Origin of the sequence: Marinobacter arenosus (assembly GCF_019264345.1) — a bacterium.
GTDB classification, from domain to species: Bacteria; Pseudomonadota; Gammaproteobacteria; order Pseudomonadales; family Oleiphilaceae; genus Marinobacter; species Marinobacter arenosus.
Genome location: NZ_JAHVAO010000001.1, coordinates 2798636 through 2825179, shown reverse-complemented (window position 1 = coordinate 2825179; position 26544 = coordinate 2798636). Strand labels below are relative to the sequence as shown.

At 64.3% G+C, this 26544-nt stretch carries 23 protein-coding genes; 7 read left to right on the top strand and 16 right to left on the bottom strand.

The genetic code is table 11. The features are described 5' to 3' along the window. The 6 genes from KXD86_RS12875 to KXD86_RS12850 all read left to right on the top strand — a co-directional run bounded on the left by KXD86_RS12875 (position 1) and on the right by KXD86_RS12850 (position 6585). Entirely contained in the window at positions 1-948 is a 948-nt protein-coding gene (locus KXD86_RS12875; protein ID WP_218636404.1) for a flagellar motor protein MotB, read from the top strand. Between the two features lie 219 nt (positions 949-1167). After that, a complete protein-coding gene (locus KXD86_RS12870) occupies positions 1168-2376 on the top strand; it encodes an ammonium transporter (protein ID WP_218636403.1) in 1209 nt (402 codons plus the stop codon). A gap of 200 nt (positions 2377-2576) precedes the next feature. After that, positions 2577-4010 (top strand): circularly permuted type 2 ATP-grasp protein, encoded by a 1434-nt coding sequence (locus KXD86_RS12865; protein WP_218636402.1) that lies wholly within the window; start codon positions 2577-2579, stop codon positions 4008-4010. Continuing rightward, the gene (locus KXD86_RS12860; protein WP_218636401.1) at positions 4004-4942 is read left to right on the top strand and encodes an alpha-E domain-containing protein; all 939 of its coding nucleotides are present in this window, start codon (positions 4004-4006) and stop codon (positions 4940-4942) included. The genes KXD86_RS12865 and KXD86_RS12860 overlap by 7 nt, the downstream gene beginning before the upstream one ends. Then, positions 4939-5724: a transglutaminase family protein gene (locus KXD86_RS12855; RefSeq protein WP_218636400.1), complete on the top strand. Its 786-nt coding sequence runs from the start codon at positions 4939-4941 to the stop codon at positions 5722-5724. The genes KXD86_RS12860 and KXD86_RS12855 overlap by 4 nt, the downstream gene beginning before the upstream one ends. Positions 5725-5820: 96 nt before the next feature. After that, on the top strand, positions 5821-6585 hold the full coding sequence (locus tag KXD86_RS12850; RefSeq protein WP_218636399.1) for a proteasome-type protease: 765 nt from the start codon (positions 5821-5823) through the stop codon (positions 6583-6585). On the opposite strand, the gene KXD86_RS12845 is transcribed toward KXD86_RS12850, so the two are convergent. From KXD86_RS12845 to KXD86_RS12825, 5 genes are read right to left on the bottom strand one after another with little or no spacing between them, the layout of a single operon-like run. Next, positions 6552-7634 (bottom strand): lipocalin-like domain-containing protein, encoded by a 1083-nt coding sequence (locus KXD86_RS12845; protein ID WP_218636398.1) that lies wholly within the window; start codon positions 7632-7634, stop codon positions 6552-6554. The genes KXD86_RS12850 and KXD86_RS12845 overlap by 34 nt on opposite strands. Continuing rightward, positions 7631-9910 (bottom strand): FtsX-like permease family protein, encoded by a 2280-nt coding sequence (locus tag KXD86_RS12840; protein ID WP_218636397.1) that lies wholly within the window; start codon positions 9908-9910, stop codon positions 7631-7633. The genes KXD86_RS12845 and KXD86_RS12840 overlap by 4 nt, the downstream gene beginning before the upstream one ends. Before the next feature lie 4 nt (positions 9911-9914). Continuing rightward, positions 9915-10598, bottom strand: a complete 684-nt coding sequence (locus tag KXD86_RS12835) for an ABC transporter ATP-binding protein (RefSeq protein WP_218636396.1) — start codon at positions 10596-10598, stop codon at positions 9915-9917. 13 nt (positions 10599-10611) lie between these two features. After that, positions 10612-13776 (bottom strand): efflux RND transporter permease subunit, encoded by a 3165-nt coding sequence (locus KXD86_RS12830; protein ID WP_218636395.1) that lies wholly within the window; start codon positions 13774-13776, stop codon positions 10612-10614. Next, positions 13773-15014: an efflux RND transporter periplasmic adaptor subunit gene (locus KXD86_RS12825; RefSeq protein WP_218636394.1), complete on the bottom strand. Its 1242-nt coding sequence runs from the start codon at positions 15012-15014 to the stop codon at positions 13773-13775. Before KXD86_RS12825 ends, KXD86_RS12830 begins: the two co-directional genes overlap by 4 nt. Before the next feature lie 79 nt (positions 15015-15093). Here KXD86_RS12825 and KXD86_RS12820 point away from each other — a divergent pair, with 79 nt between their 5' ends. Continuing rightward, positions 15094-15543, top strand: coding sequence for a potassium channel family protein (locus KXD86_RS12820; protein WP_218636393.1), 450 nt, complete (start codon positions 15094-15096; stop codon positions 15541-15543). A gap of 31 nt (positions 15544-15574) precedes the next feature. Here the strand turns inward: KXD86_RS12820 and KXD86_RS12815 are convergent, their stop codons facing one another. From KXD86_RS12815 to atpD, 11 genes are all read right to left on the bottom strand, one after another. Then, the gene (locus tag KXD86_RS12815; protein WP_218636392.1) at positions 15575-18808 is read right to left on the bottom strand and encodes an efflux RND transporter permease subunit; all 3234 of its coding nucleotides are present in this window, start codon (positions 18806-18808) and stop codon (positions 15575-15577) included. Then, positions 18805-19857: an efflux RND transporter periplasmic adaptor subunit gene (locus KXD86_RS12810; RefSeq protein WP_218636391.1), complete on the bottom strand. Its 1053-nt coding sequence runs from the start codon at positions 19855-19857 to the stop codon at positions 18805-18807. Before KXD86_RS12810 ends, KXD86_RS12815 begins: the two co-directional genes overlap by 4 nt. A gap of 78 nt (positions 19858-19935) precedes the next feature. Continuing rightward, positions 19936-20859 (bottom strand): F0F1 ATP synthase subunit gamma, encoded by a 924-nt coding sequence (locus KXD86_RS12805; protein ID WP_218636390.1) that lies wholly within the window; start codon positions 20857-20859, stop codon positions 19936-19938. Next, on the bottom strand, positions 20843-22375 hold the full coding sequence (locus KXD86_RS12800; protein WP_218636389.1) for a F0F1 ATP synthase subunit alpha: 1533 nt from the start codon (positions 22373-22375) through the stop codon (positions 20843-20845). The genes KXD86_RS12805 and KXD86_RS12800 overlap by 17 nt, the downstream gene beginning before the upstream one ends. Further along, positions 22365-23135 (bottom strand): F0F1 ATP synthase subunit B family protein, encoded by a 771-nt coding sequence (locus tag KXD86_RS12795; RefSeq protein ID WP_218636388.1) that lies wholly within the window; start codon positions 23133-23135, stop codon positions 22365-22367. Before KXD86_RS12795 ends, KXD86_RS12800 begins: the two co-directional genes overlap by 11 nt. Before the next feature lie 3 nt (positions 23136-23138). After that, positions 23139-23429: a F0F1 ATP synthase subunit C gene (locus tag KXD86_RS12790; RefSeq protein ID WP_218636387.1), complete on the bottom strand. Its 291-nt coding sequence runs from the start codon at positions 23427-23429 to the stop codon at positions 23139-23141. Then, the gene (locus KXD86_RS12785) at positions 23426-24121 is read right to left on the bottom strand and encodes a F0F1 ATP synthase subunit A (protein ID WP_218636386.1); all 696 of its coding nucleotides are present in this window, start codon (positions 24119-24121) and stop codon (positions 23426-23428) included. The genes KXD86_RS12790 and KXD86_RS12785 overlap by 4 nt, the downstream gene beginning before the upstream one ends. After that, on the bottom strand, positions 24121-24414 hold the full coding sequence (locus KXD86_RS12780) for an ATP synthase subunit I (RefSeq protein ID WP_218636385.1): 294 nt from the start codon (positions 24412-24414) through the stop codon (positions 24121-24123). Before KXD86_RS12780 ends, KXD86_RS12785 begins: the two co-directional genes overlap by 1 nt. Further along, positions 24404-24718, bottom strand: coding sequence for an AtpZ/AtpI family protein (locus KXD86_RS12775; RefSeq protein ID WP_218636384.1), 315 nt, complete (start codon positions 24716-24718; stop codon positions 24404-24406). The genes KXD86_RS12780 and KXD86_RS12775 overlap by 11 nt, the downstream gene beginning before the upstream one ends. Then, on the bottom strand, positions 24715-25125 hold the full coding sequence (locus KXD86_RS12770; RefSeq protein WP_218636383.1) for a F0F1 ATP synthase subunit epsilon: 411 nt from the start codon (positions 25123-25125) through the stop codon (positions 24715-24717). The genes KXD86_RS12775 and KXD86_RS12770 overlap by 4 nt, the downstream gene beginning before the upstream one ends. Further along, positions 25122-26507: a F0F1 ATP synthase subunit beta gene (gene atpD, locus KXD86_RS12765; RefSeq protein ID WP_218636382.1), complete on the bottom strand. Its 1386-nt coding sequence runs from the start codon at positions 26505-26507 to the stop codon at positions 25122-25124. The genes KXD86_RS12770 and atpD overlap by 4 nt, the downstream gene beginning before the upstream one ends. Positions 26508-26544: the final 37 nt, after the last annotated feature.

Sequence of the window (26544 nt, the reverse complement as noted above, 5' to 3'; positions counted from 1 at the left end):
ATGGACGAGTTACCGGAAGAGGAAAAGCCGGGAATTCCCGCCTGGGTGGTGACATTTGCCGACCTGATGTCCCTGCTTATGTGTTTCTTCGTGCTTCTACTGTCGTTCTCGGAAATCGACGCCCAGAAGTTCAAGCAGATCGCGGGAGAGCTGTCCAAAGCCTTTGGCGTGCAACGGGACGTCCCGACCCTGGAGATTCCCCAGGGGACCAGCCCCATCTTCGACAGGTTTTCACCGGCGCCGCCGGAACCCACGGTGGTCAATGAGGTCCGACAGACCACCACCGAAGAACGGCCAGAGTTACAGACCCTCAAAAGCCCCATCGAGCAGGCCGTTGAGGCCGCCATGCAGGAAGAGATGGATGAAAACACCGACCGCATCAAGTCGGTACTGGAGAACGCCATCCGAGATGGTCGCATCAACGTTGACCAGGACCAGCGCCGGATCGTCATCCGGGTCGAGGAAAAAGGGTCATTCCCCTCCGGTTCCGCGGACCTCACGTATGATTTCGAGGGGCTCCTTCTGGAGATGGCGGACGTACTTGCCGGCATCCCCGGGGAACTGACGGTAGAAGGGCACACCGACGACGTGCCCATCCGCACCTCGCGTTTTTACAGTAACTGGGATCTGTCAGCCGCCAGGGCCGCCGCCGTTGCCAATGCCTTACTGGCCACCGAGGACGTCGACCCGACGCGACTGGCCGTCAAGGGACTCGCCGACACAGAACCCCGGGTACCAAACTCCTCCGTGGAAAACCGGGCCAGGAATCGCCGCGTCGAGATCATCATCGATCTGTCCGGGCCCTTGCAGGAACAGGAAATCGAGCTGAGACAGCTGATCGAATCGGAGGCCCTTACCTCAGAGTCGGTGATTGATTTCGAATCCGCGACCAAAGAGACCAATAACGATCAGTCTGGCCCGGTCACCGGCGACAGCATCACCTGGTAACCCCACCAACACCGACCAATACGGTGCATACTTTCCATTTATGCACTGTAATGGTGCTATTTCGATTCATTTCCCGCACCAGAACGCCAGCCAAGCACTCACAACTGACTACCACTTCTAATTTTGCATTGTTTTGGAACATCTCTTGCTTATGTGCACACCCACAATGCACACAAAGCCCGACAGAGGCTGAAACACACCATCAGGAGCGAAAAACCCGTGGACATCACGAGTGCAGTACATACCCTGACCGAGAGCGCCAACACGCTGTTCATTCTCATCGGTGCCATCATGGTACTGGCCATGCACGCCGGCTTTGCCTTCCTCGAAGTGGGCACCGTGCGGCACAAGAACCAGGTCAATGCCCTGGTCAAGATCATGACCGACTTCGGCGTCTCCGCCGTCATGTATTTCTTCATCGGCTACTACGTTGCCTACGGCAGCCACTTCATGTCCGGTGCCGCCGAACTGACCGCCGGTAACGGCTATGAACTGGTCAAATTCTTCTTCCTGATGACCTTCGCCGCGGCCATACCGGCCATTGTCTCCGGCGGCATCGCCGAGCGCGCCAGGTTCTATCCGATGCTGATTGCATCCGGCCTGATCGTCGCGTTCATCTACCCCTTCTTTGAGGGCCTGATCTGGAACGGTAATTACGGTTTCCAGGGCTGGCTTGAGAGCCAGTTTGGTGCATCCTTCCACGACTTTGCCGGCTCGGTTGTAGTGCACGCCGTCGGTGGCTGGATTGCCCTGGCCGCGGTTCTCCTGCTCGGTGCCCGTAACGGTCGCTACCGCAACGGTCGGGTAGTGGCGTTTGCTCCTTCCAACATCCCATTCCTGGCGCTGGGTGCCTGGATCCTGACCGTGGGCTGGTTCGGTTTTAACGTCATGTCCGCCCAGACCCTGGACGGCATCAGCGGCCTGGTGGCCGTGAACAGCCTGATGGCCATGGTCGGCGGTATCCTGGTCTCCATGCTGCTGGGTCGGAAGGACCCGGGCTTCATCCACAACGGACCGCTGGCCGGCCTGGTTGCTGTGTGTGCAGGTTCCGACCTGATGCACCCGGTTGGTGCGTTAATAACCGGTGGTATTGCCGGCGCCATCTTCGTCTACCTGTTCGAATGGGCCCAGGACAAAATTGAGCGTCTGGACGACGTACTGGGTGTCTGGCCCCTGCACGGTGTCTGTGGTGTCTGGGGCGCCATTGCCTGCGGCATCTTCGGCCAGGAAAGTCTCGGCGGCCTGGGCGGCGTCAGCCTGATGTCCCAGATCATCGGCTCCGTTGCCGGCGTGGCCATCGCCTTTGTCGGCGGCCTCATCGTATACGGCGTGATCGGCGCCATCTCGGGGCTGCGCCTGACCGAGGAAGAGGAGTTCAACGGCGCGGACGTCAGCATTCACCGCATTGGCGCGACGGCCGTCGAGTAAGCTCCCCCTCTCCAACAACAGGCGGCCATCTGGCCGCCTGTTGTCCTTCTATCCCCCCCGAATTGACAGACGCCCGGTCTTCTCCTTTCTTTAATTCAAGGCAGTTTTCCAAAAACGACAACGACTGGCCCACCTTTTGCTGCCGATTACCTTACCGTGTGCCATACGCGCCGGCACCGCCCCAGGAGATGTACGGAATCATGCTGATTCAGACACCGGACCAAGGATTGTTTGACGAACTGTTCGACCAGGACAACAAAGTAAGACCACACTGCCGAATGCTGGAGCAGTGGTTGATCAACTCGGATGAAACCCTGATTGCTGAAAAACGTCGGGAAGCGGATGTGCTGTTCCAGCGCCTGGGCATCACCTTCAACGTTTACGGTGAGGACCAGGGCGCCGACCGGCTGATACCTTTCGATCTCATTCCCCGGGTGATCTCTGCCAGCGACTGGCACAAATTGCAGAGCGGTCTGCGCCAGCGGGTGCAGGCCCTGAACCGCTTCCTGTTCGATATCTACCACGACTACGACATTGTGAAAGCCGGCGTGATCAGCGCCGAACAGGTTTTTGCCAACCCGCAATACCAGCCCGGCATGCAGGCGCTGAAGCTGCCGCGCAACCTGTATTGCCACATCGCCGGGATTGACCTGATTCGTAATAACGACGGCGACTTCTACGTCCTCGAGGACAACCTGCGCTGCCCCAGCGGCGTGTCCTACATGCTCGAAAATCGCCGCATGATGATGCGTCTGTTCCCGGAGCTTTTCGCCCACTCACCGGTGGCGCCCGTTGAGCACTACCCCAATCTGCTGGGTGAGACGCTGCGGGCAGCCTCTCTGAACCCCAACCCGACCGTGGTGGTCCTGACGCCCGGCCGATTCAACAGCGCCTATTTCGAACACGCCTTCCTCGCCCGGCAAATGGGGGTGGAACTGGTGGAAGGCGCCGACCTGTTCGTGCACCAGAACAAGGTGTACATGAAGACCACGGTCGGGCCCCAGCAGGTCGATGTCATTTACCGCCGCATCGACGACGACTTCCTCGACCCACTCGCGGGCAATCCCGACTCCATGCTGGGCGTGCCCGGACTTTACTCCGCCTACCGCACCGGCAACGTGGTGCTGACCAATGCCATGGGCACCGGCGTCGGGGACGACAAATCCATCTACCCCTACGTGCCCGACATGATTCGCTTCTACCTGGACGAGGAACCGATCCTGAAGAACGTGCCCACCTGGCAGTGCCGCAAGAAGAAGGATCTCCAGTACGTACTCGACCACCTGCCGGAGCTGGTGGTCAAGGAAGCCCAGGGGGCCGGTGGTTACGGCATGCTGATCGGTCCAAAGGCCAGCAAAAAGGAACTTGCCACGTTCCGCGACCTGCTCAAGGCCCGGCCCCAGGATTACATCGCCCAGCCCACCCTGAGCCTGTCCACCTGCCCGACCTTTGTCGACGAGGGCATCGCGCCCCGACACCTGGACCTTCGCCCGTTCGTACTGTCGGGCAAGAAAATCCAGATGGTGCCCGGCGGACTGACCCGCGTCGCCCTCAAGAAGGGCTCACTGGTGGTGAACTCGTCCCAGGGCGGCGGCACCAAAGACACCTGGGTACTGGAGGATGACCTATGCTGAGCCGCGCCGCCTCCAGCCTGTTCTGGATGGCCCGTTACCTGGAACGGGCCGAAAGCCAGGCCCGTCTGCTCGACGTCAGCCTGACCATGGCCCTGATCGACGTACCGGAAGACCGGGTCGAACAGCTCTCGGTCCCCCTGCTGGTATCGGGCACCCGGGAGATGTTCTTTGAGTACTACAACGAAATCACACCCCAGAACCTGATCGATTTCCTGGTGCTGGATGATCGCCACCCCGCCAGCGTGTACACCATGATTCGCAGTGCCCGTGACAACGCACTGCACGTCCGCGGCAACCTGTCCGCAGACGTCTGGGAAAGCATCAACCAGGCCTGGTTCGAAATGAAGGAGCTGCGCCAGCGTGGCGTCAGCGAATCCAATGCCAGCACGGTATTCGACTGGGTCCGGGAACGTTCCCACATGTTCCGGGGTGCGGCCTACGGCACGCTGCTGCGCAACGATGCCTTCCACTTCCTGCGCCTGGGCACGTTCCTCGAACGCGCGGACACCACCGCCCGGGTCCTGGACATCCGTTACGTGATGGCCATGAAGGCGATGGAGGAGCACCCTACCCAGTCGTTCTTCGAATGGACCGCGGTGCTGCACTCACTGGCCGCGTTCGAAGCCTACCAGAACACCTATGGGCACAACCTGGACCCAATGAACGTCGCCGAGTTGTTGATCCTCGAGCCCGATGTTCCCCGTTCGCTGCGCGGCTGCCTGCAGGAAATCGCCAGCCTGCTGGAAGAGATCGAGAGTGACACCGCCCGGCGCTCCCGCCGACTGGCCTCCAGCCTGTACGCCAACATTCGCTACGGCGACCGGGAGTACATCGCCGAACGGGGCCTGCATGAGTATCTCGTGGATTTCCTGGAGCGTATCCAGGGCATTGCCGGGCAGATCCGGAACGACTTCATGGGGTGGAAACAATGAGACTCACGATTCAGCATGAAACCCGATACACCTACGAAACCCCGGTCCAGAACAGCATCCAGTACATCCGGCTGATTCCCAGGAATACGCCCCAGCAACGGGTCCACGACTGGCACCTGCACACACCGGGTGAAACCAGCCAGATGATGGACGGGTTTGGCAATCCGGTGACCATCATGACGCTCCATGACGCGGTCCCGGAAATTGTCCTGAGGGCGGAAGGCGTGGTCGATCTGACCGGCAAGCCACTGACCCGGGACGACTCGCCCTTCCCGCCCCAGGTCTTCCTGCGGCATACCACGCTGACCGAGACCGACGAAGCCCTGAAGGATTTCGCCAGCCAGTACTCCGCCAACAAGCGGAGCCTGGTGCGGCTCATGAAACATCTCCGTGAACACATCACCTTCATGCCGGGTGCCACCACGGTCACCCACTCGGCCAGCGAAGCCTTCAACCTGGGGGCCGGTGTCTGTCAGGACCATACCCACATTTTCCTGGCGTGCTGCCGCCACATCGGCGTCCCGGCCCGGTACGTCAGCGGTTACATCCATTCCGCGAACGACGATCATGTGGCCACCCATGCCTGGGCCGAAGCCTGGATCGGCAGCAACTGGCACACCTTCGACGTGGTCAACACCCTGAACGTGGCCGAAAGCCACATCAAGCTGGCCGTGGGGCTGGACTACCTCGATGCGGCACCGGTCCGGGGCGTTCGCAGCGGCGGCGGAACCGAGCACATGCAGACCACGGCCTGGGTCACCAAGGCCACCGGAAGCCAGTAACAAAAAACTCAACAATGCGACAAGAAAGCACTCACACATGGCCGAATGTTGAGATTAGACTACGCTGCTGAAGAAGGGCCTTATCAGGAGGGCTTCATGACCTATTGCGTAGCGATGCGCCTGGCCGACGGGCTGGTGTTCGCATCGGACTCCCGGACCAACGCCGGCTTTGACCAGATTTCCACCTTCCGCAAGATGCACGTGTTCGAGCAGCCGGGTGAACGCCAACTGGTCCTGTTGTCCGCCGGCAACCTCGCCACCAGCCAGAGCGTGATCAGCCTTCTGGAACGCCGCGCCGGCACCGATGCGGCGAACGTGCTGAACACGGCCTCCATGTTCGAGTCCGCCGAACTCGTCGGCCAGACCATGCGCGAAGTGATTCGACGGGACAACCCGGACGGCAAGCAAAGCCACGTGGATTTCAGTTGCTCGCTGATCCTGGGCGGCCAGATTCGAGGCGAGGAGCCCCGCCTGTTCAACATCTACCCGGAAGGTAATTTCATCGAGGCGACCGAAGAGACGCCCTACTTCCAGATTGGCGAGTCCAAGTATGGCAAGCCCATCCTGGATCGGGTCATCAATTTCCGCACCCCCCTGGACCGGGCCTACCAGTGCGCGTTGATCTCCTTTGATTCCACCATGAAGAGCAACCTGTCGGTGGGGATGCCGCTGGATATCGCCATTTATAAAAAGGACGCTCTCAAGCCCTGCCTGATCGAACAGGTCGAAGAACACTGCGAGTACTTCGACACCCTCAGGCAGCAATGGCACCAGGGCATTCAGGACCTGTTCGTCAGTCTGGAGCCGCCGGCACTGAGCCAGACGGATTACTCCCCACCGTACCCCGTCAGTTCCATGTAACCGTCGCCGGAGTGGCTGCCCGTGACACTCACCGGGCTCTCCCAGTAGGGATACTGCCCTCGGTTCCGGTAATCGCCGGGCGGGGCCGCCACGTCCAGATCCACCCGGTAGTCGGGCACCTGCAGCCGCCACCGGGTGGGCGTATCTCCCCTCAGGTTGTCGGGTGTCAGGACCAGATCGTCGGCCGCCAGCGCCACGGGTTTCCCGTCGGCCGGGATCCAGGTGCCGGAGACAAACTCGCCATCCTCCTCCCGCAGCCGGAAGGCCATCAGCTTGTCGCCGGAATCCAGATGCAGGGCAAACCAGTCCCAACCCTGCTGCCCGGTTTTCAGCAACTGGCTGCTCCATTCCCGGTCGAACCAGCCCCGGCCACGGACCGACAGAACCCGGCCATCGATGGTCACCGTGCCTTCGATCGCAATATCCACGAGGCTGAAGTACATCGATCCCTCGCCACTGGCCGACTTGGCACTGAAACCCTGCTCGCCGTGGGCCACGGGCTCGCCATCCAGCCGTAAGGTCAGATCGTAGGACCACTGCGCGGCCGGTACCTGCAGGCGCCACACCTGATCGTCCTCACGGGTCAATTGCCAGTCATCCAGCCAGACCTCGAACGGGCTTGCTGTGGCCCCGGCATGGCCGATATCGCCCCGGGCCAGCTTCTCGGCAAACCAGTGCTGCCCAGCCCAACTGACGGCACCATGGGCCATCCAGGCCGACTGCAGCGGCCAGCGGGACGGGGGCGGCGGGTCCTGGGTCGATGGCCGTGGCATCAGCGCCTGGCGGAACTGGGTCCACTGGAGGCCCAGGGGCTCACCCCCGTCGGTTTCCACGTTGGCCGTCAGGTACCACCATTCGATCCGGTGCTGTGGGTGGGGCCCGAGGTCCTCCGGGAAGGACAGGCGGTCTCCCGGACCGGGTTGGAGAAAGGGTACCGTCGCCTCGCCCTGGCCGGTTTCCGCCAGCCCGGCGAAGCCCGCGTCGTCCGGCTCGCGGGAACAGCCCGCCATGGATAGCAGCAACATCGCAAAGGCAAGTAAAGGTTTCATCGCTCGCCTCCGGACCTGGCATTGGCAGACACCGGCACTGCTGCCGGCTGAATAAGCTGACGACGCATGAGGACGGCGATACTGAGCCCGATCACCAGGCTGAGCCCGGCCAGCTCAAGCCAGAATTCCGGGTACACGGCCATGGGCAGGGACCAGCCAAACGCCAGCGGATTGATGCGATGCACCAGGGCCCAGGTCAGCCAGACACCGAGGGGCAGGGCCAGTGCGGCAATGCTCATGGTCAGGGTGACGGAAAGCCGAACCAGTTGCCCGGCCACCTCACGCTGGCCCATCCCCCACACCGCCAGCAACCGGTAGTACCAGACCCGGGTGGTAAAAAACACCCACCCCATGATCAGCAGCGACGTGGCGGCCAGGACCAGGGTCACGACCGTCATGGCCCGGGTCAGCAGGAACGTCTGATCGAACACGGCATCCGCCAGGGCCCGTACCCGGGCGTTATCCCGGACCGTCAGCGCCTCCACCTGCCAGAGGCGTTTCAGCCCGGAGGTCACGCGGTCCAGGTCGACCGCCCCCGGACTCACGGAAACGCTTTCGAATTCGGGCGTAAACGAGGTCGGCAGATGTTCGGCATTCACCAGAACCTCCCCGGCGGGACGCCCGTAATCCGGGTAAATGGCCAGCACCGGTAAGGTCTGCGACTGGCCAGACAGGATGACTGTCAGCGTGTCCCCGACCGACAGGTGTCGGCGCCGGGCCAGCTGTTCATTGACCATCACCCCCCGGCCCTCGGCGAACTGCAGCCAGGGTTCGTCCGTTGCCGCCTGAAAGCGCCAGGCCGTCAGCATGGTGCTGACCGGGGCCAGGGCGAACAGATCCACAGCCTGCTCCGGGGCTGACGCCGCGGCTGGTAGCGTGGCAGCACCGCGAACCACCCGGTGCCACTGACCGCTGCCGGCGATTGGCGATTCCGACGCCAACCAGTCCGCGGCGGCCTTGGTGTCCGCCCCGGCCGGCACCTCGATGAAATACGCCGCTGCCAGCCGCTGGGAGAGCCAGTCGTCGAAGGTGGCCTCAAACACGGTCACCAATGCCTGAACCGCCAGCACCATGGCCAGGGCAAACTGCAACGCCACCAGTGGCAAGGCCAGCCGCCGGGCCAACACCCCGAGCTCTGACCACTGCCAGCGGCTGAGCGGGTCTTCCGCCCCCCGGGCCCAGTGACGGGCCAGCCCGCCAATCAATCCAGGCGCGAGAAGGCCGGTCCCGGCAAACACCAGGGCGATGGCGACGAAGGTCAACCCCAGCCAGGGGGAAACGAAAGCCAGTGCCAGTCCGGCCAGCAGGGTCACCAGCGCCAGCTTGGGGCGTTGGCCGGCAGCGGCGGTGAACACCGATCGCCAGGCCGGCCGGAGCTGGTCCACAAGGCAAACGCCGGCCACCACCGCCACCATGGTCAGTGCGGGCTTGAACCAGCCCGCCCCCTGACCGGCATAGAGCGGCACATCGAACAGGTTGTCCAGGGCCTGGCCAAAGCCACCGCCCAGGGCGCCCGCCAACAGCCTGCCCAGCGCCACACCCGGAACCACACACAACGCCGCCAGCAATACAATTTCCAGCATCAGCGCCCGCTGGACGGCCGCCGGGGGCACCCCGAACCGGCGCAACAGGGCAAAACTTTCCCGGCGCTGGGCCAGGCCGAGCTGATACACGCTGCGCAACAGCAGGGCGGTAATCAGGAGCACCAGGACGGCAAGGGCATCGAGGTTCAGCAGGAAACTGGCGCCCAGCTCCCCGGTCTCGGGTCCGAGGGAGAAGGGGGTCACCCGGTAGGCCGCCGGCAAGTCGGCGCTGGCGTCTGCCACCAGCAGAGAGAGGGTTGACCGACTGCTCCCGGATTCGTCCGCGAGGGCAACGGCCTCTTCGATGTCGAGAAAGGGACGGCCATCCAGGGGTTGGTCCCAGGCACCGTCCTGCGCCTCCGGTCCGGCAAAGCAACTGGCCGCCAGCGGATCGATCCCCACCACCCGGCCAGCCACTCCGGGGCGCTCCACTTCCAGCCAGGGCATGACACAGTGGCCAGACCGGCGCAGTAACACGAAATCCGACACGGTTATCGGCTGGCCATCCGTGCGCTCCACTTGGTCCCGTTCAACCACGGCCCGTTCGCTCTGACCGAGACTGGTCCGGGCCTGACTGGTCAGGTGGCTGACGCCGGTCCACAGGGCGGTGGCCACGACAATCATCAGCGCCAGGGCCAGCAGCTGAAGGGGATGGCGCCGATAGTGACTGAACAGGGCCGGAAGCAGTGTCATGGCCCTATGCCGGAGCCGTGTGTGCCAGGTCGAGCCGCTGGTCGCACCGGGCCGCCAGTTCGGCATCGTGGGTGGCCAGGATCAGGGCGCAGCCGCTGTCAGAGCGTAGCCGAAACAGTTCATCGGCCACCTCATCCGCGGTGTGCCGATCCAGGCTGCCGGTGGGTTCGTCCGCCAGAATCAGGGCCGGCTTCATGGCAAACACCATGGCGAGGGCGGCCCGCTGCCTTTGGCCTCCGGACACCTGGTCCGGGAATCGCTCCGCGAGCTGGCCGATACCGAGGCGGTCGAGCCAGGCCTGGCAAACGTCCCGATCCCGGCCGGCCAGTCTGGCCCGCAAGCGAACATTGTCGAGCAGGGACAGGGCGGGCATCAGGTTGGCCTCCTGGAACACCACGCCGATTCGTTGCCGCCGAAGGGCCGCCCAGCGCTGGGACCCTCCATGCCGGTCGTCGGGGTGCCGGCGATCAAAGGTGTTGCCGCAGATGGAAATCACGCCGGCGTCCGGGTACTCAAGTCCACACAACAGGTTCAGCAGGGTGCTCTTGCCGGAGCCCGACCGCCCCATGACGGCCAGGGACTCGCCGCCGCCCAGCGTCAGATCGATGCCCGACAACACCGGCACCTGTTCGGTGCCACTGTCGAAGCGCTTGGCCAGACCACGAACCCGTACCAGTTCCTCGTGCATGCCTGCTCCGTTCCTATTCATCCGCCCCAAGCGGCGTCACGGTTTCGCCATGACGCTGCGCCCGCCATTCCCGGAACTGTTCCATCCAGGACAACAGCGCCGGTATCACCAGCAGCACCAGGAACGTCGACAGACCCAGCCCGAAGGCAATTGAGGTCGCCATGGGGATCAGGAACTGTGCCTGCAACGACGTTTCGAACAACAGGGGTAGCAGCCCCCCGATGGTGGTTAGTGAGGTCAGCAGTACCGCCCGGACCCGCTGCACCGCCGCTTCGTTCAGGGCCTCGGTTATGCCCAGGCCCTTTTGCCGCTGCTGGTTGTAGAAGGCTACGAGAATGATCGCGTTATTGACCACAATCCCCGACAGACCGAACAGACCAAACAGCGAAAGGATGGTGAGCTGAAGCCCCATCAGCCAGTGGCCCAGCAAGGCGCCCACGAGGGCGAATGGAATGATGGCCATCACGATCAGCGGCAGGCTCCAGGACGCAAACACCCAGGCCAGTACCACGTACATCAAGCCGAGACCGATCATCAGCCCGGTCCGCATGTCGGCCAGGGTCTCCCGCTGGTCGGCGGCCCGGCCCTCAAAGCTGTAGCGGACATTGAAGCGGCTGGCGATGTCGGGCAGTGCCGCGGCCTGCAGGCTGTCCAGGATCTGGTCGGTGGTGCTGACCCGGGTGTTGAGCCCGGAGGTGACTTCCACGGACAGCTTGCCGTCCGCGTGTCGCAACGCCTGAAAGCCCTGGCGGTGGTCCAGGTTCATGACTTGCGACAACGGCACGAAACGGCCGTCGGACACCCGGACCGTCATCTGGGACAGGGTGGACAGGCGCTGCCGCTGGTATCGCGGCAATTGCACCCGGACTTCCACCTCGTCCCGGCCGTCCTGATAGATTTGGGCGATGCGGCCGTCGAAGGCGGCCCGCAACTGCCGGCCCAGGTCTGCCGTGGTCAGCCCGAGCGCCTCGCCATAGGGGCTGACCTGGTAAATCAGCTGTTCACGGCCCCAGGGCATGTCATCTTCCACATCCAGCACGCCGGGCAGGGTTCCCAATGCCTGGGACAGCTCATCGGCGGCCGCTTTCAGGCTCTCGGCGTCGTTACCGGTCAGGCGGACATTGACGTCCCGGCCCGGAGGGCCGGCCTGACGCTCCGAGATGCTCAGGTTATCCAGACCGGCCGGCAGACGCAGCCGACTGCGCCACTCGTTGATGAACTCCGGATTGCGGACCGAGCGCTGGTCCGACGGGACCAGCTCGATCATCATCGCCCCCAGTTCATCGCCATTCCGGGACCGGCCCTCGGCGCCCAGAGTGGCACCCCGGGTCGTCACCGCGTGCAGGATCAGATCGCCCCCGAGGGCCTTCTCGGTGTCGTTCAGGGTCCGGCGCATGTCGGCCAGGAAGCGGTCAACGGTCCCCTCGTCGGTACCGGCGACAAAGCTCGCGTTGGCGTAGAAGATCGAGGGCTCCGGCGTCGGAAAGAAGTTGAAGCCGAGGCGACCGCCAACCAGGAGTCCCACCGTCAGCAGCGACAGCGCCAGGGCGCCGGCCAGGGTCATGCCGCGGTGTTGCAGGCTGACCATCGAAAACCGTCGAAAGGTGCCCTGACGGAAATGATCGAAGCGGCGCTCGAACCCGACCCGCAGACGTGCAATCGGGTTCGGGCCTGCCGACCGTGCCTCGCCCGCCCCGGATTTTGCCGGCCGCACGACAAAGGCATGCCGCAGGTGCGCAGGCAGAACGATAAAGCACTCCAGCAGGGACGCCACGAGGACGCAGATCATCACCGTGGGGATGTCGCCCAGGATATTCCCGATAACCCCGCCCACGACCAGCAGGGGCATGAACGCCGCCACTGTGGTCAGCGACGACGCCAGCACCGGCCACACCATGCGCTTGGCAGCGCCTTCGGAGGCATAGATGGATTCCTCGCCCATCCGCGCATGGGCATCCGCGTCCTCGCCCACCACAATGGCATCGTCGACGATCACCCCCAGGGCCATGATCAGGGCGAACAGGGAAATCATGTTAATGGAGCCGCCAATGCCCCAGAGCACCGCCATAGAGGCGAGAAACGCGGTTGGGATGCCAATCGCCACCCACAGGGCCACCCGTCCCGGCAAGAACAGGTACAGCAGGCACACCACCAGAACCAGGCCGCCAAGGCCATTGGTCACCAGCAACGAAATACGGTCGTTCAGCAGTTGCCAGGTCTGGTCGTACACTTCCAGTTTCAGGGACGGCGGCAGGGTGGGCCGGGTCTCTTCCAGCCACTGCTCAAGCACCTGGGCCGCGGCCAGGGAGTTGCCATTTTCAGCCCGCTGCAACAGCAGTTCCACCGCCGGATGGCCGTTTCGGGTCAGGGTGACCTGATTGTCCCGCGCCTCCTGCCGGATAATGGCAATGTCGCCGAGCCGCAACTGGATCCGGTCGCCACTGAGCACCGGCACACTCTCGAACGCCTGGGGCGACCGGCGCTGCTCCACCGCTCGCAGTTCCCGGGTGGCGTCCTGTTGCGCCATCATGCCCGCCGGCAGATCCCGGGAGACCGAGGCGACACGGTCGGCGATCTGTTCCAGGGACAGGCCCAGGGATTCCAGGCGCTCCACCGGCACGTCGATACTGATCTGTTGCTCCGGCAGACCGGTGATCGCCACCCGGTCAATCCCGCGCTCGAGCAGCTCGTCCTCGTACCGGTAACTCAAGGTCCGCAGTTCACTCCGGTCCACATCCCCGTATACCAGCAACCGGGCCACCGGTTCGTAGCGCTGAATGCGGGTAACCTGGGGCTCCTCGGCGTCGGCCGGCAGGTTGGTGAATTCGTCCACCTGCTGGCCCACATCGTCCAGGGCCTGGATCGGATTGGTGCCTTCGTGGAACTCCAGGGTGATGGAGGAAATCCCCTGGGCCGAGGTGGACGTCATCTTCTTCAGGCCGTCGATGCTGCGCAGCCGTTGCTCCAGCGGGTCCGTGATGCCCTGTTCCACATCCTCGGCCGAGGCCCCGCTCCAGACCACCTGAACGCTGACCACGTCCAGGGCAAAGGTGGGAAAGAACTGGATGTTCATCCGGGTCAGCGCCAGGACGCCACCGAGAATCATCACAAGCATCACCAGGTTGGCGGCTACCCGATGATGAACAAAAAAACCGATGACGCCCTTCCTGCGCCTCATGGCGAGGGCTCCCCCGGACGCTCCGCCAGCTCCACTTTCAGGCCCGTGACCGCATTCGGGAGATGGGTGGTGATCAGGCGCGCGCCGGGCGTCAGGGCGTCCCCGGCAACCACCAGCCGGCGCTCGCCGTTGCTGGCCCGCGCTTCGCCGATGCGCTGCACGGACACCCGTTGCATCCGGTCATCGCCGTTCATCAGGTAGACGTCATCGGCACCGTACAGGGCGCTGAAGGGGATGGCCACGGTCTCCGGGCGGGCCGGCCGTTCCAGGAGCACAGGGATCAGCTCCCCCGGCCGCAGGCCGGACGCGGGACCGGCCAGGGTGAGGATGGCTTCGGTCCCGGCCGGATCGGCCGTACCGGCAAAACGCGCCAGTTCGAAACGCTGGTTTCCCGACTCGCTGTGGGCAACCAGCGTCTCGCCCCGGCCCAGGGCCGCCAGCAGTTCCGCCCGGAACTGGGCCGGCACCCGGGCCCTCAATTCCAGCCCGCGATCCGGATACACCGACAACAGGGGTTCGTTACGCGCAACCTGATCCCCGGGCGCCACCTGAACGTCGGTGACCACGCCATCAAACGGAGCCTCCAGGCGCGCCCGCCTGGCATCCCGGCGGATTGAGGCCAGGTTGGCCTCGGCCTGGGCCAGTTTGGCCTCCAGGCTCTGCAACCTGGCCGGGTGCTCTTCAATAGCGCGCTGGCGCGTACTGACCGTCAATTCCGCCCGGGCCAGGGCATCGGTAGCGGCTTCGAGATCCTCCCTTGAGGCCAGGTTGCGGGTCACCAGTGATTCGGTACGCTCAAGCTGGCGGCGGGCGTTGTCACGAATAGCCCGTTCACTGCGAATGGCCGCCTGATCGTTACGGTAGCGCACGTCCTCGGCCCGTAGTTGCGCCTGCAGATCCGCCACCTGGGCCTCGGCCTGATCCACCACTGGCCCGATGTCGGCCTCGTCCAGGGCCACCAGCAGCTCCCCCGCCCGGACCCGCTCGCCCTCGGACACCGGTCGCGCCTCGATGCGGCCGGCCAACGTCGCGGTGACCGTCAACTGCTCCGGCGCCACCACCTGGCCATAAAGTGGCAGCAGCGGGGTATGGGTACCAGGCTCAATGGCCTGGACCGTCACCCGCCAACTGCGCTCGGTGGCACTCACCTCCGGCGGCTCCGGACGGGTCATTTTGAGAAGCAGGAAACCAACAACGCCGAGGGCGAGAATTATCAGAGGAAAGAGTCGTTTGGACATTACTTCATGGCCAGCTAAGGTAAATGGAACCCGTCCTGTATGGGGCGTAAATCTACTACACAACCGGAGTAAACCACAGTTGACCGTGAACGAGCATGTGGGCCTTATCAACGTCACCCTCATCAACGCCCTGATCGTGGCTGCGGTCGTGCTGATCCACCACGAATCGCTGATCCGCCTGAGCGGGCTGCTCTCACGAATGCGGCAGAGTCATCATTTCCGGATCATCGTTGCCGTCCTCGGCATCCTCGTGGCCCATACGGTCCAGGTCTGGATTTTTGCCGCCGCCTACTACTTCCTGCACCACGTCGAGGGCTGGGGCGAGCTGGTCGGCAACTTCAACGGCAGTCTGCTGGACTGCGCCTACTTCTCGTTCACGACCTTCACCACCCTGGGATACGGCGATATCCAAGCGTTGGGCCACCTGCGCTACCTCACCGGCATTGAAGCGCTGACCGGTCTGGTACTGATCACCTGGAGCGCCTCGTTCCTGTTCGTGGAGATGCAGCGCTACTGGCCTACCCGCTGAATTCGCCTGCCGGCCCGGTGCCGCACGTGAATCACAACCACTTGCACCGGGCGAGCGTGTAATAAAGCAATGGCACCACAAGGATAGTCAGCAGCGTGGACATCGCCAGGCCGAAAATCAGTGAGATGGCGAGCCCGTTGAATATCGGGTCGTGCAGGATGAAGTAGGCTCCCACCATGGCCGAAACCGCGGTCAGCGCGATGGGCTTGATCCGGACCGCCCCAGCCAGAACCACCGCCTCGTCCAACGGCACTCCCTCGTCCAGCAATTGGCGGATGAACACCACCAGAAGAATGGAGTTACGAACAATGATGCCGGCGAGGGCGATCATGCCAATCATGCTGGTGGCGGTGAACTCCCGATCCAGCAAGCCGTGCCCCGGCATGATGCCAATCAGGGTCAGGGGTATGGGCGCCATGATCACCAGTGGCAGGACGTAGGATCGGAACTGCGCCACCAGCAGCACGAAAATCATGAACACGCCGACGCTGTAGGCGATCCCCATGTCCCGGAAGGTATCGTAGGTAATCTGCCATTCCCCGTCCCATTTCAGCGCCCCGGATTCGGGAATATCCGGCTGGCGAATGAAAAACTGTTCCGGGGCGTCGGGCTGCTGCTCCAGCTGCCCGACCATGCGGAACATGCCGTACAGCGGCGAGTCCACGTCGCCGGCCATGTCGGCGGTCACGTAGGTCACGGGCAGTAAGTCCTTGTGGTAGCGAGCGCCCTGCCAGTTTGCCTGGGTGACGGTCGCGATGCTGGCCAATGGCACCAACTCACCGTTGCGGCTCCGTACCGGCACCGACATCAGGGCCGGAGGCTGTGCCTTGTCGCCCTCCGCCAGAACGATCCGGATCGGCACCGGGTACTTGGCGTGCTCGTCGTGCAGGAAGCTGACACTGTCGCCCCCCAGGGCCGTGCGCAACGCGGTGACCGCCTGGGCCTGGGAAACACCGAGCCGGGCCGCGCGGCTGCGGTCCACCTCCACGATCCATTGCCGGGTCGGCGCTTCCACGGACGTATCAATGTCCACAAGGCCTTCAATCTGCGCCATGCCCCTGGCGACCGCCGCCGCCAGTTCCGCCCGGCGAGCGGCATCGGCGGCATAGACTTCGGCGACCACCGGCGAGAGCACCGGCGGTCCCGGCGGCACTTCCACGATTTTGACCACGCCGCCAAACCTTTCGGCAATGGCCTGCAGAGGCGCGCGCAATGACTGGGCAATCTCATGGGACTGCCGCTGCCGGTGCTCGTCGTCCACCAGGTTGATCTGGAGGTCACCGTGATACGGCGCCCGGCGGAGGTAGTACTGCCGGACCAGGCCGTTGAAATTGATCGGAGACGCGGTGCCGGCGTAGCTTTGCCAGTTGGTTACCTCGTCGACGGTCTCCAGGTGCTCAGCCATGGCCAACAGGACCCGCTGGGTCTGTTCCATCGGCGTCTCTTCCGGCATATCCAGTACGACCTGGAGCTCGGATTTGTTGTCAAACGGCAGCATTTTCAGGATCACCACCAGAAACACCGGCAACGACGCCGCAGCCAGGGTCAGCCCGACCACTCCCAGCCCCAGCAGCCGGCGCCGCCAGGGGTGTTGCCCAAGAAACGGGGACAGCAGCACCCGGAAGAGTCTCAGTGATACCGGGCTGACGCCCTGGGCCGAATTCTCCCCGCCGTCGGAGTCACTGCCCGCAACGACCCCATGCTGGTGACTCAGCAGGCGCATGGCGAGCCAGGGGGCGACCACGAAGGCCACAACCTGGGACAGCACCATACCGGCGGACGCATTGATCGGAATCGGGCTCATGTAGGGCCCCATCAGGCCGCTGACAAAGGCCATCGGCAGCAACGCCGCCATGATCGTCAGACTGGCCATGATGGTCGGTGTGCCAACCTCATCCACCGCGACCGGGATCAGGTCCGGGATGGGCGCCCGGGAATTCCGGATGCGACGGTTGATGTTTTCAGTGATCACGATGCCGTCGTCGACCAGGATCCCGATGGAAAAGATCAGGGCAAACAGTGACACCCGGTTGAGGGTAAAGCCCCAGGCCCAGGAAAAGACCAGCGTCAGCAGCAGCGTAATCAGCACCGCCAGACCCACAATCATGGCCTGTCGCCAGCCCATGGCCGCCAGCACCAGCAGAACCACGCAGATGGTCGCGGACACCAGGTCGGTAATCAGCTTGCGGGCCTTGTCCGAGGCGGTCTGACCATAGTTCCGGCTGACCACCACCTCGACCGCCTCTGGCAGGGACCGATTGCGCAACTGGGCGAGCCGTTCGGTGATGGCGGTGGTGATGTCGATCGCGTTCTCGCCAGCCTTCTTGGAAATGGCCAGCGTGACGGCAGGCAGAACGTCCCCCGGCCGGCCACGCTGCGACGCGCCGGCGGCCGGACCAAAGCCGGTCATGACACTCTGATCCGGGACGGCCCGGCCACGCCGGACGTCCGCCACATCCTCCAGAAACACCGGGGCGCCGTCCTGCATGCCCACCACCAGCCGCCGAACCGCCTCGACATCCTCCAGCAGGGTGCCCGCCTGCACGGGGATCGAGACACCGTCCCGGGTGACCCGGGCTTCCTGGGAGCTTGCGTTGGCGGCCCCCAGGGCACGGGCAATGTCGTCGATGGTGAGATTGAAGCCGGTGAGCAGGGCCGGATCAAAGCGCACATCCACCCGGTCCGCAATGCCGCCCACGGTGTAGACGTCGCGGGTTCCCGGCACCCGTTTCAGCGCCACCTCCAGCATGTGAGCGAGGCGGGTCAGCTCTTCGCCCAGCAACTCGCCGGACGGGTCGAACAGTGTCAGGGTCATGATGGGCACGTCGTCGACGCCCCGGGGTTTGATCAGCGGCTGGCTGGCCCCGAGCGCCGGCGGCAACCAGTCCTGATGCGAGTAAACCTGGTTGTAGAGCCGGACCAGGGCCTCCTGCCGGGGTACGCCGACCTCAAATTCCACCGTGATCACCGCCTGCCCCTGGCGGGACACCGAGTACACGTGTTTTACGTCCTTGATGGCACTCATCACCTGCTCGGCGGGTACGGCGATGACGCTCTCCACCTCGGCCACGCTGGCCCCGGGCATGGCCACGAAGATATCCGCCATGGTGACATCGATCTGGGGCTCTTCCTCCTTGGGCGTGATGACAATGATCAACACGCCGACCAGAATGGCGAGTACGACAGCCAGGGGTGTCAGTTTCGAATTCTGGAATACCCGGGCAATGGCGCCAGAGGGTCCGACCGGCGGCAACTCCTGGCTCACGGGCGCGCCTCCGGATCCTGTACCCGCCGGTCACTGCCGGCCATCTCGACCGGCTGGATAACCACCCGTTCGCCCGCGTCCAGACCGGCCAGCACCTCAACCCGGTCCCCGTCCCGTATTCCGGTACGAATCGGGCGTAGCCTGGCGCGGCCGGCGTCGTCCACCACGTAGACGGCACGCAGCTCGCTGCGATGGATGACGCTGCTGGCCGGCACCCAGAGCGCGGTCCGATGGGCCACCGGCACGGCCACTTTCACCAGCATGCCAGGAAACAGCGAGCCATCCGGTTCGGCCAGGGTCATCCGCAGGCGAAAGGTATGAGTGGTGGGGTTGGCGTAGGGATAGAAGGTGATCTCGCCGGTATGCAGCACCCGTCCATCGGGCAACGTCACCTGCGCGTTTCGCTCCTTGCGGGCGAGCTCGGCGTACTGTTGCGGCAAATCGACGACCACCCTGAGATTTTCCAGGGAGAGTCCGCTCAGCAGCGGCTGCCCCGGACTGACCGACTCGCCCAGTTCGACGTGTCGCTCGGTCAGGATGCCGCTGTAGGGGGCCACCACACGGGTATAGTCGAGGCGCTGGCGCGCCTCCGCCACCATCCCGTTTGCCCTCGCCAGGCGAGCCTCGGCGGCATTGAGATTGTTTCGGGCCTGATCGAACTCCTGTCGCGACACCAACCCCCGCTCCCGAATGGCGGCCACCCGGTCGAAGGTCTGCTGCGCATCCGCCAGCCCGGCCCGGGCTTCATCCTGCGCGGCCTCGGCCTGCCGCAACCGCGCCTGTTGTTCGCTGTCCTCCAGCTGGACGATCAGGTCACCCGCTGCGACCGAGTCGTCCACATCAAACGGCAGCACCTCGACGGTGCCACTGGTCTGGGCGGAAACCGTGCTTTGCTGCACCGCTTCGATCACCCCATCTAGCTGGATTCTCTCCTCCAGCGTCTGTCGCAGCACCGGGGTCGACGCCACAGAGTCTTCGGCCGGGCCCTGGGCCAGGGTCGTTGACACCAGCAACCAGCAGATGGCGATGCTAAGGAAATGCCTGGCCATAGTTCACCTCCACCTTAATTTCCGTTTGATATAAACACATTCCCATAGGTTCTATTAAAACCGCCGTTCCCTCGAACTTCAACACCCGGGCCGCCCGGTGCCAGCTCCCCCTGGTTCCGATTTCTGAAGTGCTTCAAAACCAATGATGACGTCCAGCAACTCGGTGGTGATGTCCTCCTGACGCACCGAACGGAGCTGGCCCGCCACCTCCTCCAGCCGTTCATCCACCGACTTTTCGGCCTGTTGCATCCGGGCCAGGCGCGCGGCGTTTTCGGTCACAATCGCTTCTGCCGAAGCGTGGAAGACGCTGGCAAAAATGTGACTGCGCACCAGCGAGGCAAACAGCCTGTCTGAGGCCAGGGTGTGAACCGGAAGCGACCGGGACGCCCACCGGCGCCGGGTGAGATCCGCCAGCAACGTGTCCGACAGGGGAAGCAGCGGGCTGACCACTGGCTCCTGCTGGCCGCCAGGGACCTGGCGGGTGAACGCCAGGGCGACCGCAATCGGTTCCAGGCTGGTGCCATGACCGGATGCATCGAGCCGGGTCACAATGTCGCCTGCCAGGCGCCCGATGCCGTCCACCGAGGCCGGCGGCAACAACACGACGTCGGACGCGAGCCCCCGGTCCCGGAGGGCATCGCCCATCCTCGACCCGACGCACAGGATGCGCGAACGACCCGGGTTGGCGAAGGCCTCGGCGGACCAGGCCACGACCCGGTTCGCCAACAGCTCGTTGTAGTTGCCGCACAGCCCCTGGTCGGAGCCGAACACCACCACAACCGTTTCCGATGGCTGCCTTGCGGGCAAGGTCACGCGCCCGGAGCCCGTCAACAGCGCCTGGAGGCCGCTGATCACGGTTGCGTGGTAGGCCGCGACGGAGCGAGCCGCATGCTCGTACGGCACCGAATTGATGGCGGAGATGGTCTTCATGGTATGGACAATACTCCGGATGCTGGCCAGGGTGCCGTGGCGACGGGACAGGGCTTCAAAGGTCTGCGTCATGGTCGGCCACCCCCGGTTCCAGCGCCTGCCTGGCCAGTGCCAGCATGGTCACGCGATCGTCCTCGCCCAGGGACTGGTTCTGCACAATGCGCTGCCCCGGGGAGTCGAGATCGCCGGCATCCTCCCCCGCGATACGGACGATTGCCGCTAGGGCCTCCGTCTCGGTCAATTCGTCAAACAGCCCCGCCATCGCGGCGGTCAGAATGAGCAGCTGGGCCGCGGGCGCCATCGGCCCGTGCTCTGGCTGTCGCAGCGCGCGCCGAACGGCCGCGCCGCGAACGAGGCGGGCCTTGGTACTGTCGTCCAGCCGGGTGCCAAAGCGGGCAAAGTCCTCCAGCTCCTCGAACTGGGACAGGGTAACGCGCAGGTTCCCGGCAACCTCACGAAACGCCCGGTACTGGGCCTTACCTCCGACCCGGGACACGGATTTCCCGAGGTCCACGGCCGGATACTGGTTCTTCCTGACCAGTTGCGGTGACAGGTAGATCTGCCCGTCCGTGATGGAGATCAGGTTGGTCGGAATGTACGCCGACAGGTTTTCCGCCTGGGTTTCCACGACGGGCAGCGCGGTGATGGATCCGCCGCCAATTTCGGGCAGAAACTGACCGGCGCGTTCAAGCAACCGGGCATGGACGTAAAAAATGTCCCCGGGGAAGGCCTCCCGTCCCGGCGGCCGCCGCAGCAACAGGGACAGTTCCCGGTAGGACTGGGCGTGGTGGGTGAGGTCGTCAAAGACCACCAGAACATCGCGGCCCTGGCCGGAGAAATACTCCGCCATGGTCATGGCCGCGTAGGGCGCAATGTAGGACAGGCCGGGTGGATCCTCGTCGCCGGCAACCACCACGATGGCGTTGGCCATCTGGCCGCTGCGACGGAGGGTTTCAATGACCCGCGCCACCGCATCGCCCCGCTGGCCTATGGCGCAATAGATACTGATCACGTCCGAGCGGGCCTGATTCAGCATGGTGTCGAGGGCAATGGACGTCTTGCCGGTCTGCCGGTCGCCGATGATCAGCTCCCGCTGCCCCAGACCCACCGGCACGGCGGCGTCAATGATGGTGATGCCGGTCGCCAGCGGCCTCGTGATCGCCGAACGGCTCAGGATTCCGGGGGCAGGTGCCTCGAGCGGACGCTCGGCCACTGCGGCAATCCCACCCCGGCCATCCCTGGGCTGACCGCTGGCGTCCATGACCCGGCCCAGCAGACCACCCCCCACAGGCACGCTGATGACCCTGTGAGTGCGCCAGACGTCCTCGCCCACGGTGATCTGCTCCGATGGTCCGAGCAACACCACACCCAGGCGGCCGGGCTCCAGATCCAGCACCACGCCCCGGACCCCCGACGCAAACACCAGCAGTTCGTCGGCCAGCGCGCGACCGAGGCCGGCCACCACGGCAACGCCGTCGGCCACCTCGGCAACCCGGCCCACTTCGGCCAGCTCCGGGCCGACAGCCGGGTTGGCCCGCAACTGCGCCGTAAACGCCTGCAGGTCCGGTTTCACCGGCTCACGGCCCATGGTCCACCTCCGGTCGGGACGCCCCGGTCGCCATGCGTTCCGCCAGCTGCTCGGCAAGATTCTGGGTGTAACGGTCCACCGTCCAGACCAACTGGGCGCTGCCTAGGCGCAGCACCAGGCCGGGCGACTGGAGCGGGTCGGCCACGAAGCGCAGCGGGACATCCGGAACCAGCGCCTGCACCTCCCGGGTCAGCAGGTCGCGGGTCGTATCTGACAGGAGCTGATGACTGGTCACCGTGGCCTCTGCCGCGTTGCCGGCCGCCGTCTCAAGCTCCTCCGCCAGGGTTCGCAGCCGGCCGATGACGTGCAGGGCCATCCGCTCCTCCAGATCGGCGTCGGCAAGATCGTGCAAGGCCTTGCCCACCAGCTCATACAGGGTATCGGCACTGGCCCGGTACAGCTCGGTAACGAATTGATTCTGTTCGTGGGCCAGATGGGCACGCCATTCCTGTTCTTCCTGCCGCAGCGTCTCACGACCCGCGGCGAGCAGGGCATCGCGTTGTCGTTCCGCCTCCACTCGGGCCGCCTCGACCACGGCAGCGTCCTCCTCCAGGAGTTTCTCCTTGCGGGCAACAAATTCCGCCTCGGCGGCCACCGCCCTGGCCTTGGCACGGTCAGCCTCGCTCATCCGGGCGGCGATTTCGGCTTCACGGGCGTCAATTCCGTCGAGAATGGGCCGGTAGAGAAACCGCTTCAGTAACCACACCAGAACCAGGAAATTGAGGATCTGGGCGATCACGGTGATCCAGTCCAGCGACATGATCTAACCTGCAGCCGTGCTTGCCGCTTGCTGAATGAAGCGGTCCCAGAAGGGATTGGCAAACAGCACGATCATGGCAACCACGAAGCAGTAGATGGCGGTGGACTCGATCATCGCCAGACTGACGAACAGGGTTCGCGACAGCGTGGATGCCGAATCCGGCTGCTGGGCAATCGCATTCAGGGCCGCCGCCGCCGCACGGCCTTCGCCCAGGGCCGGCCCGATCGATCCGAAGGCGATCGTCAGACCGGCGGTCAGTATGGATACAGCGGCAATCAGGGCGAGATCGCTCATGGTTTTTTCTCCGTGTTGACCGACGTTCCGGATGGGGTTGTTGCCGAAGAGATGTACACCGTGGCCAGAACCGCGAAGATGTAGGCCTGGATCAGCCCGGTGAGCAGTCCCAGCATGTCCATAACCACCGGAAAGAAGAACGGCGCCAGCCCGAGCAGGATGGCCGCGATGACCGCTCCACTCATGACGTTCCCGTAGAGCCGTATGGACAGCGAGATCCCCCGCGAGAATTCACTGATGATGTTGAAAGGCAGCATGACGACCGAGGGCTGGACGTAATGCTTCAGGTAACCGCCAATGCCCTGGCGGGCGATACCGAACAGGGGCACGGCAATCAGCACCGACAGCGCCAGGGCCGCGGTGGTCGAGAGCGATGCCGTCGGCGGATAGAACCCGGGCACCACCAGCAACAGATTCGACACGGCAATGAACAGGAACAACGTGCCCGAAAAGTACAGGACATGACGGGACGCCTCCCGGGAGATTTCCTCAATCTGGCTTTTGATCACGGTGACGATCAGCTCCAGGATCGTCCGCCACCGGCTCGGCGGCACGTCCGGCCTCAGGTTTCGGGTGATGGCAAGGGAGCCGCCGACCAGAATCGCCATGACAATCCAGGTGTTCACGACGGTGCGGTTGATCCCGACCCCGGCAATGGAGAACACAATGATGTCGTCCGGTGTCAGTTGCATCAGACCTCCCTGCCTCCTGGCACCCGGGCCATCCGGATGGCGACAAAGCGAACCAGGAAAAACCCGGCAACGTAACCTGCCAGCGCCCAGCCATCGGTGCCCTGCCCGGTGATCACCCAGCCGGCGCCGAGCAGAATGGCAATCCTCAGGGCCGCACTGGGCAGCAGTACCGTGGCCGGACGGCCGATCTGCAAGGCCATCCGTATGCCCAGCATCAGGCCGGCAAAAAACAGGACGCTGGTCGCGACCCCGACGCCGAACCCGATCAGTGTTGCACCCCAGTCAGCCGTCATCGTCCCGCCCCTCATCGCCATCAACACCGGACTCCCTGCTGACCCAGGCCCAGGCAATCAGGGCACCCAGAACCACGCCACCCAGAATCAGCGCCATGGTCCAGGGGAAGGGCTGCGGAAACCGGCGATCCAGCCACATCCCGAGGAAGGCGCCACCAACCGTCGGCACCGCGACGGACCAGCCAATCATGCCAAACGTGCCCAATCCCCGCAGCGGACTCATGCCCGGATTCGCCCGGGCCCGCTTCAGCCGACGGGCATGCCGCCCGATGTCGTCCTCCGGGGAGCCCGGTGACCGATTCATGGCTTCGGCCCCTTGAGTTCCGAGAACCGGCGCACCATGCCAGCCTCCAGGCGAGACAGGGCTGCCCGGGCCACTCGCTCATCCTCATCCATGGCGACGAAGCTGCGGTTGACCGTCTCCCGCAGCGTGTCGAGGTTTTCACCGCGCACACCCCGGCGGACCGAGACCTCAACCTCATGCCCCTTCTTGACGAGGATGCCCTCGTCAATACCAAAGATCAGTTCCTGCCGATCCGCGGTCACCAGCATCAGCACGCTGGGCACCAGGGCGGTGACGAAATCGATGTGATTCGGTTGCATTCCGAAGGCGCCATTCTCGGCAACGGCGACCAGACTGACGACATCGCCCTGGTAGAGGGTTCGGGTGGGCAGCCGCAGGGTCACGCGCATCTCGCTCGCCACGCTCATGCCGCCACCTCCAGATCGGCCAGACTGCCAATCATGTAATAGTCGCCCTCGTTCCGATCGAAACGGGTCTGGTTCAGAATGGCCTCACAGCCATCCAGGGTGTCCTTGATCGCCACCCGTTTGCCGGTGGTGCCGGTGAACGAGCCGGTGGTGAAGAACGGCTGGGTCAGGAAGCGCTCGAGCCGCCGTGCCCGGGCGACCGTCAGCCGGTCCCCGGCCGACAGTTCCTCCATGCCGAGCATGGCGATGATGTCTCGCAGCTCCTCGTACTCCGCCAGGGTACGGCGCACAGCCCGGGCAATGTCGTAGTGGCGTATGCCGACCACTGTCGGCGTCAGCATGACCGATGACGACGCCAGCGGATCGATCGCCGGATACAGCCCTTCACTGGCGCGCTTGCGGGACAGCACCACCGACCCCGACAGGTGGGAAAAAATGTGCGCAGCCGCCGGATCGGTGAAATCGTCCGCCGGCACATAAACCGCCTGTACCGAGGTAATCGCCGCTTTCTGCGTGGACGCGATGCGCTCTTCGAGCTCCGCCAGTTCGGTGGCCAGGGTGGGCTGATAGCCCACCCGTGAGGGCATCCGGCCCATCAGGCCGGACAGCTCAGAGCCGGCCTGCACGAACCGGAACACGTTATCGATCAGCAGCAGCACGTCCTGGTGCTGGTCGTCCCGGAAGTACTCCGCCATGGTCAGTGCCGTCTTGCCGATCAGGAAGCGCACGCCGGGTGCCTCGTTCATTTGTCCGAACAGCATCACGGTTTTGTCGCGGACACCGGCCTCGCCCATTTCCCGGTACAGTTCCTCGGCTTCCCGCGAGCGTTCGCCGATGCCGCAAAACAGGCTGACTCCCTGGTGGTACTGCACGGTGTTATTGATCAGCTCGGTGATCAACACGGTTTTGCCCACCCCGGCCCCGCCGAACAGGCCGGTTTTACCGCCGCGTTCTAGCGGCGACAGCAGATCGATGGCCTTGATCCCGGTCTCCAGGACCGAGCCCCGGACCACGCGATGTTCCAGCAGCGGGGCCGGCTGGTGAATTGAGCGCAGGGTCTCGCTGACCGGAGGCGGCTTGCGGTCGATCGGCGCGCCGAACACATCGAGCATGCGCCCGAGCACGGCATCGCCAACCGGCACCCGAATGGGCCCGCCGGTGGCTTTTGCCGGCATGCCCAGCCCCAGCCCCCGAACCGGTGCCAGCGCCATACAGCGGGCTACGCCGTTATCCAACAGCGCGGACACCTCCAATGCGACCTTGCCCACGTACACCAGGTCACGAATTCGCGGCACCGGGTCGCTGAACCGGATGTCGACCACGCCGCCACGAATGGCAACGACCGTTCCCTCGCCCCGCTGGATCTGATTCTGGTGCGACATCCATCCGCCTCCCTGGGCCCGTTAAGTCGCGTGTAAG

Bases quoted from the DNA above. Each gene is read 5' to 3' on its own strand.
- KXD86_RS12845 (WP_218636398.1), bottom strand. From the start codon at position 7,634: ATGAAACCTTTACTTGCCTTTGCGATGTTGCTGCTATCCATGGCGGGC.
- KXD86_RS12875 (WP_218636404.1), top strand. From the start codon at position 1: ATGGACGAGTTACCGGAAGAGGAAAAGCCGGGAATTCCCGCCTGGGTG.
- KXD86_RS12805 (WP_218636390.1), bottom strand. From the start codon at position 20,859: ATGACGCAGACCTTTGAAGCCCTGTCCCGTCGCCACGGCACCCTGGCC.
- KXD86_RS12785 (WP_218636386.1), bottom strand. From the start codon at position 24,121: ATGCAACTGACACCGGACGACATCATTGTGTTCTCCATTGCCGGGGTC.
- KXD86_RS12795 (WP_218636388.1), bottom strand. From the start codon at position 23,135: ATGTCGCTGGACTGGATCACCGTGATCGCCCAGATCCTCAATTTCCTG.
- KXD86_RS12830 (WP_218636395.1), bottom strand. From the start codon at position 13,776: ATGAGGCGCAGGAAGGGCGTCATCGGTTTTTTTGTTCATCATCGGGTA.
- KXD86_RS12770 (WP_218636383.1), bottom strand. From the start codon at position 25,125: ATGAGCGTGGCGAGCGAGATGCGCGTGACCCTGCGGCTGCCCACCCGA.
- KXD86_RS12800 (WP_218636389.1), bottom strand. From the start codon at position 22,375: ATGGGCCGTGAGCCGGTGAAACCGGACCTGCAGGCGTTTACGGCGCAG.
- KXD86_RS12835 (WP_218636396.1), bottom strand. From the start codon at position 10,598: ATGCACGAGGAACTGGTACGGGTTCGTGGTCTGGCCAAGCGCTTCGAC.
- KXD86_RS12860 (WP_218636401.1), top strand. From the start codon at position 4,004: ATGCTGAGCCGCGCCGCCTCCAGCCTGTTCTGGATGGCCCGTTACCTG.
- atpD (WP_218636382.1), bottom strand. From the start codon at position 26,507: ATGTCGCACCAGAATCAGATCCAGCGGGGCGAGGGAACGGTCGTTGCC.
- KXD86_RS12855 (WP_218636400.1), top strand. From the start codon at position 4,939: ATGAGACTCACGATTCAGCATGAAACCCGATACACCTACGAAACCCCG.
- KXD86_RS12790 (WP_218636387.1), bottom strand. From the start codon at position 23,429: ATGAGCGATCTCGCCCTGATTGCCGCTGTATCCATACTGACCGCCGGT.
- KXD86_RS12840 (WP_218636397.1), bottom strand. From the start codon at position 9,910: ATGACACTGCTTCCGGCCCTGTTCAGTCACTATCGGCGCCATCCCCTT.
- KXD86_RS12825 (WP_218636394.1), bottom strand. From the start codon at position 15,014: ATGTCCAAACGACTCTTTCCTCTGATAATTCTCGCCCTCGGCGTTGTT.
- KXD86_RS12775 (WP_218636384.1), bottom strand. From the start codon at position 24,718: ATGAATCGGTCACCGGGCTCCCCGGAGGACGACATCGGGCGGCATGCC.
- KXD86_RS12850 (WP_218636399.1), top strand. From the start codon at position 5,821: ATGACCTATTGCGTAGCGATGCGCCTGGCCGACGGGCTGGTGTTCGCA.
- KXD86_RS12865 (WP_218636402.1), top strand. From the start codon at position 2,577: ATGCTGATTCAGACACCGGACCAAGGATTGTTTGACGAACTGTTCGAC.
- KXD86_RS12780 (WP_218636385.1), bottom strand. From the start codon at position 24,414: ATGACGGCTGACTGGGGTGCAACACTGATCGGGTTCGGCGTCGGGGTC.
- KXD86_RS12810 (WP_218636391.1), bottom strand. From the start codon at position 19,857: ATGGCCAGGCATTTCCTTAGCATCGCCATCTGCTGGTTGCTGGTGTCA.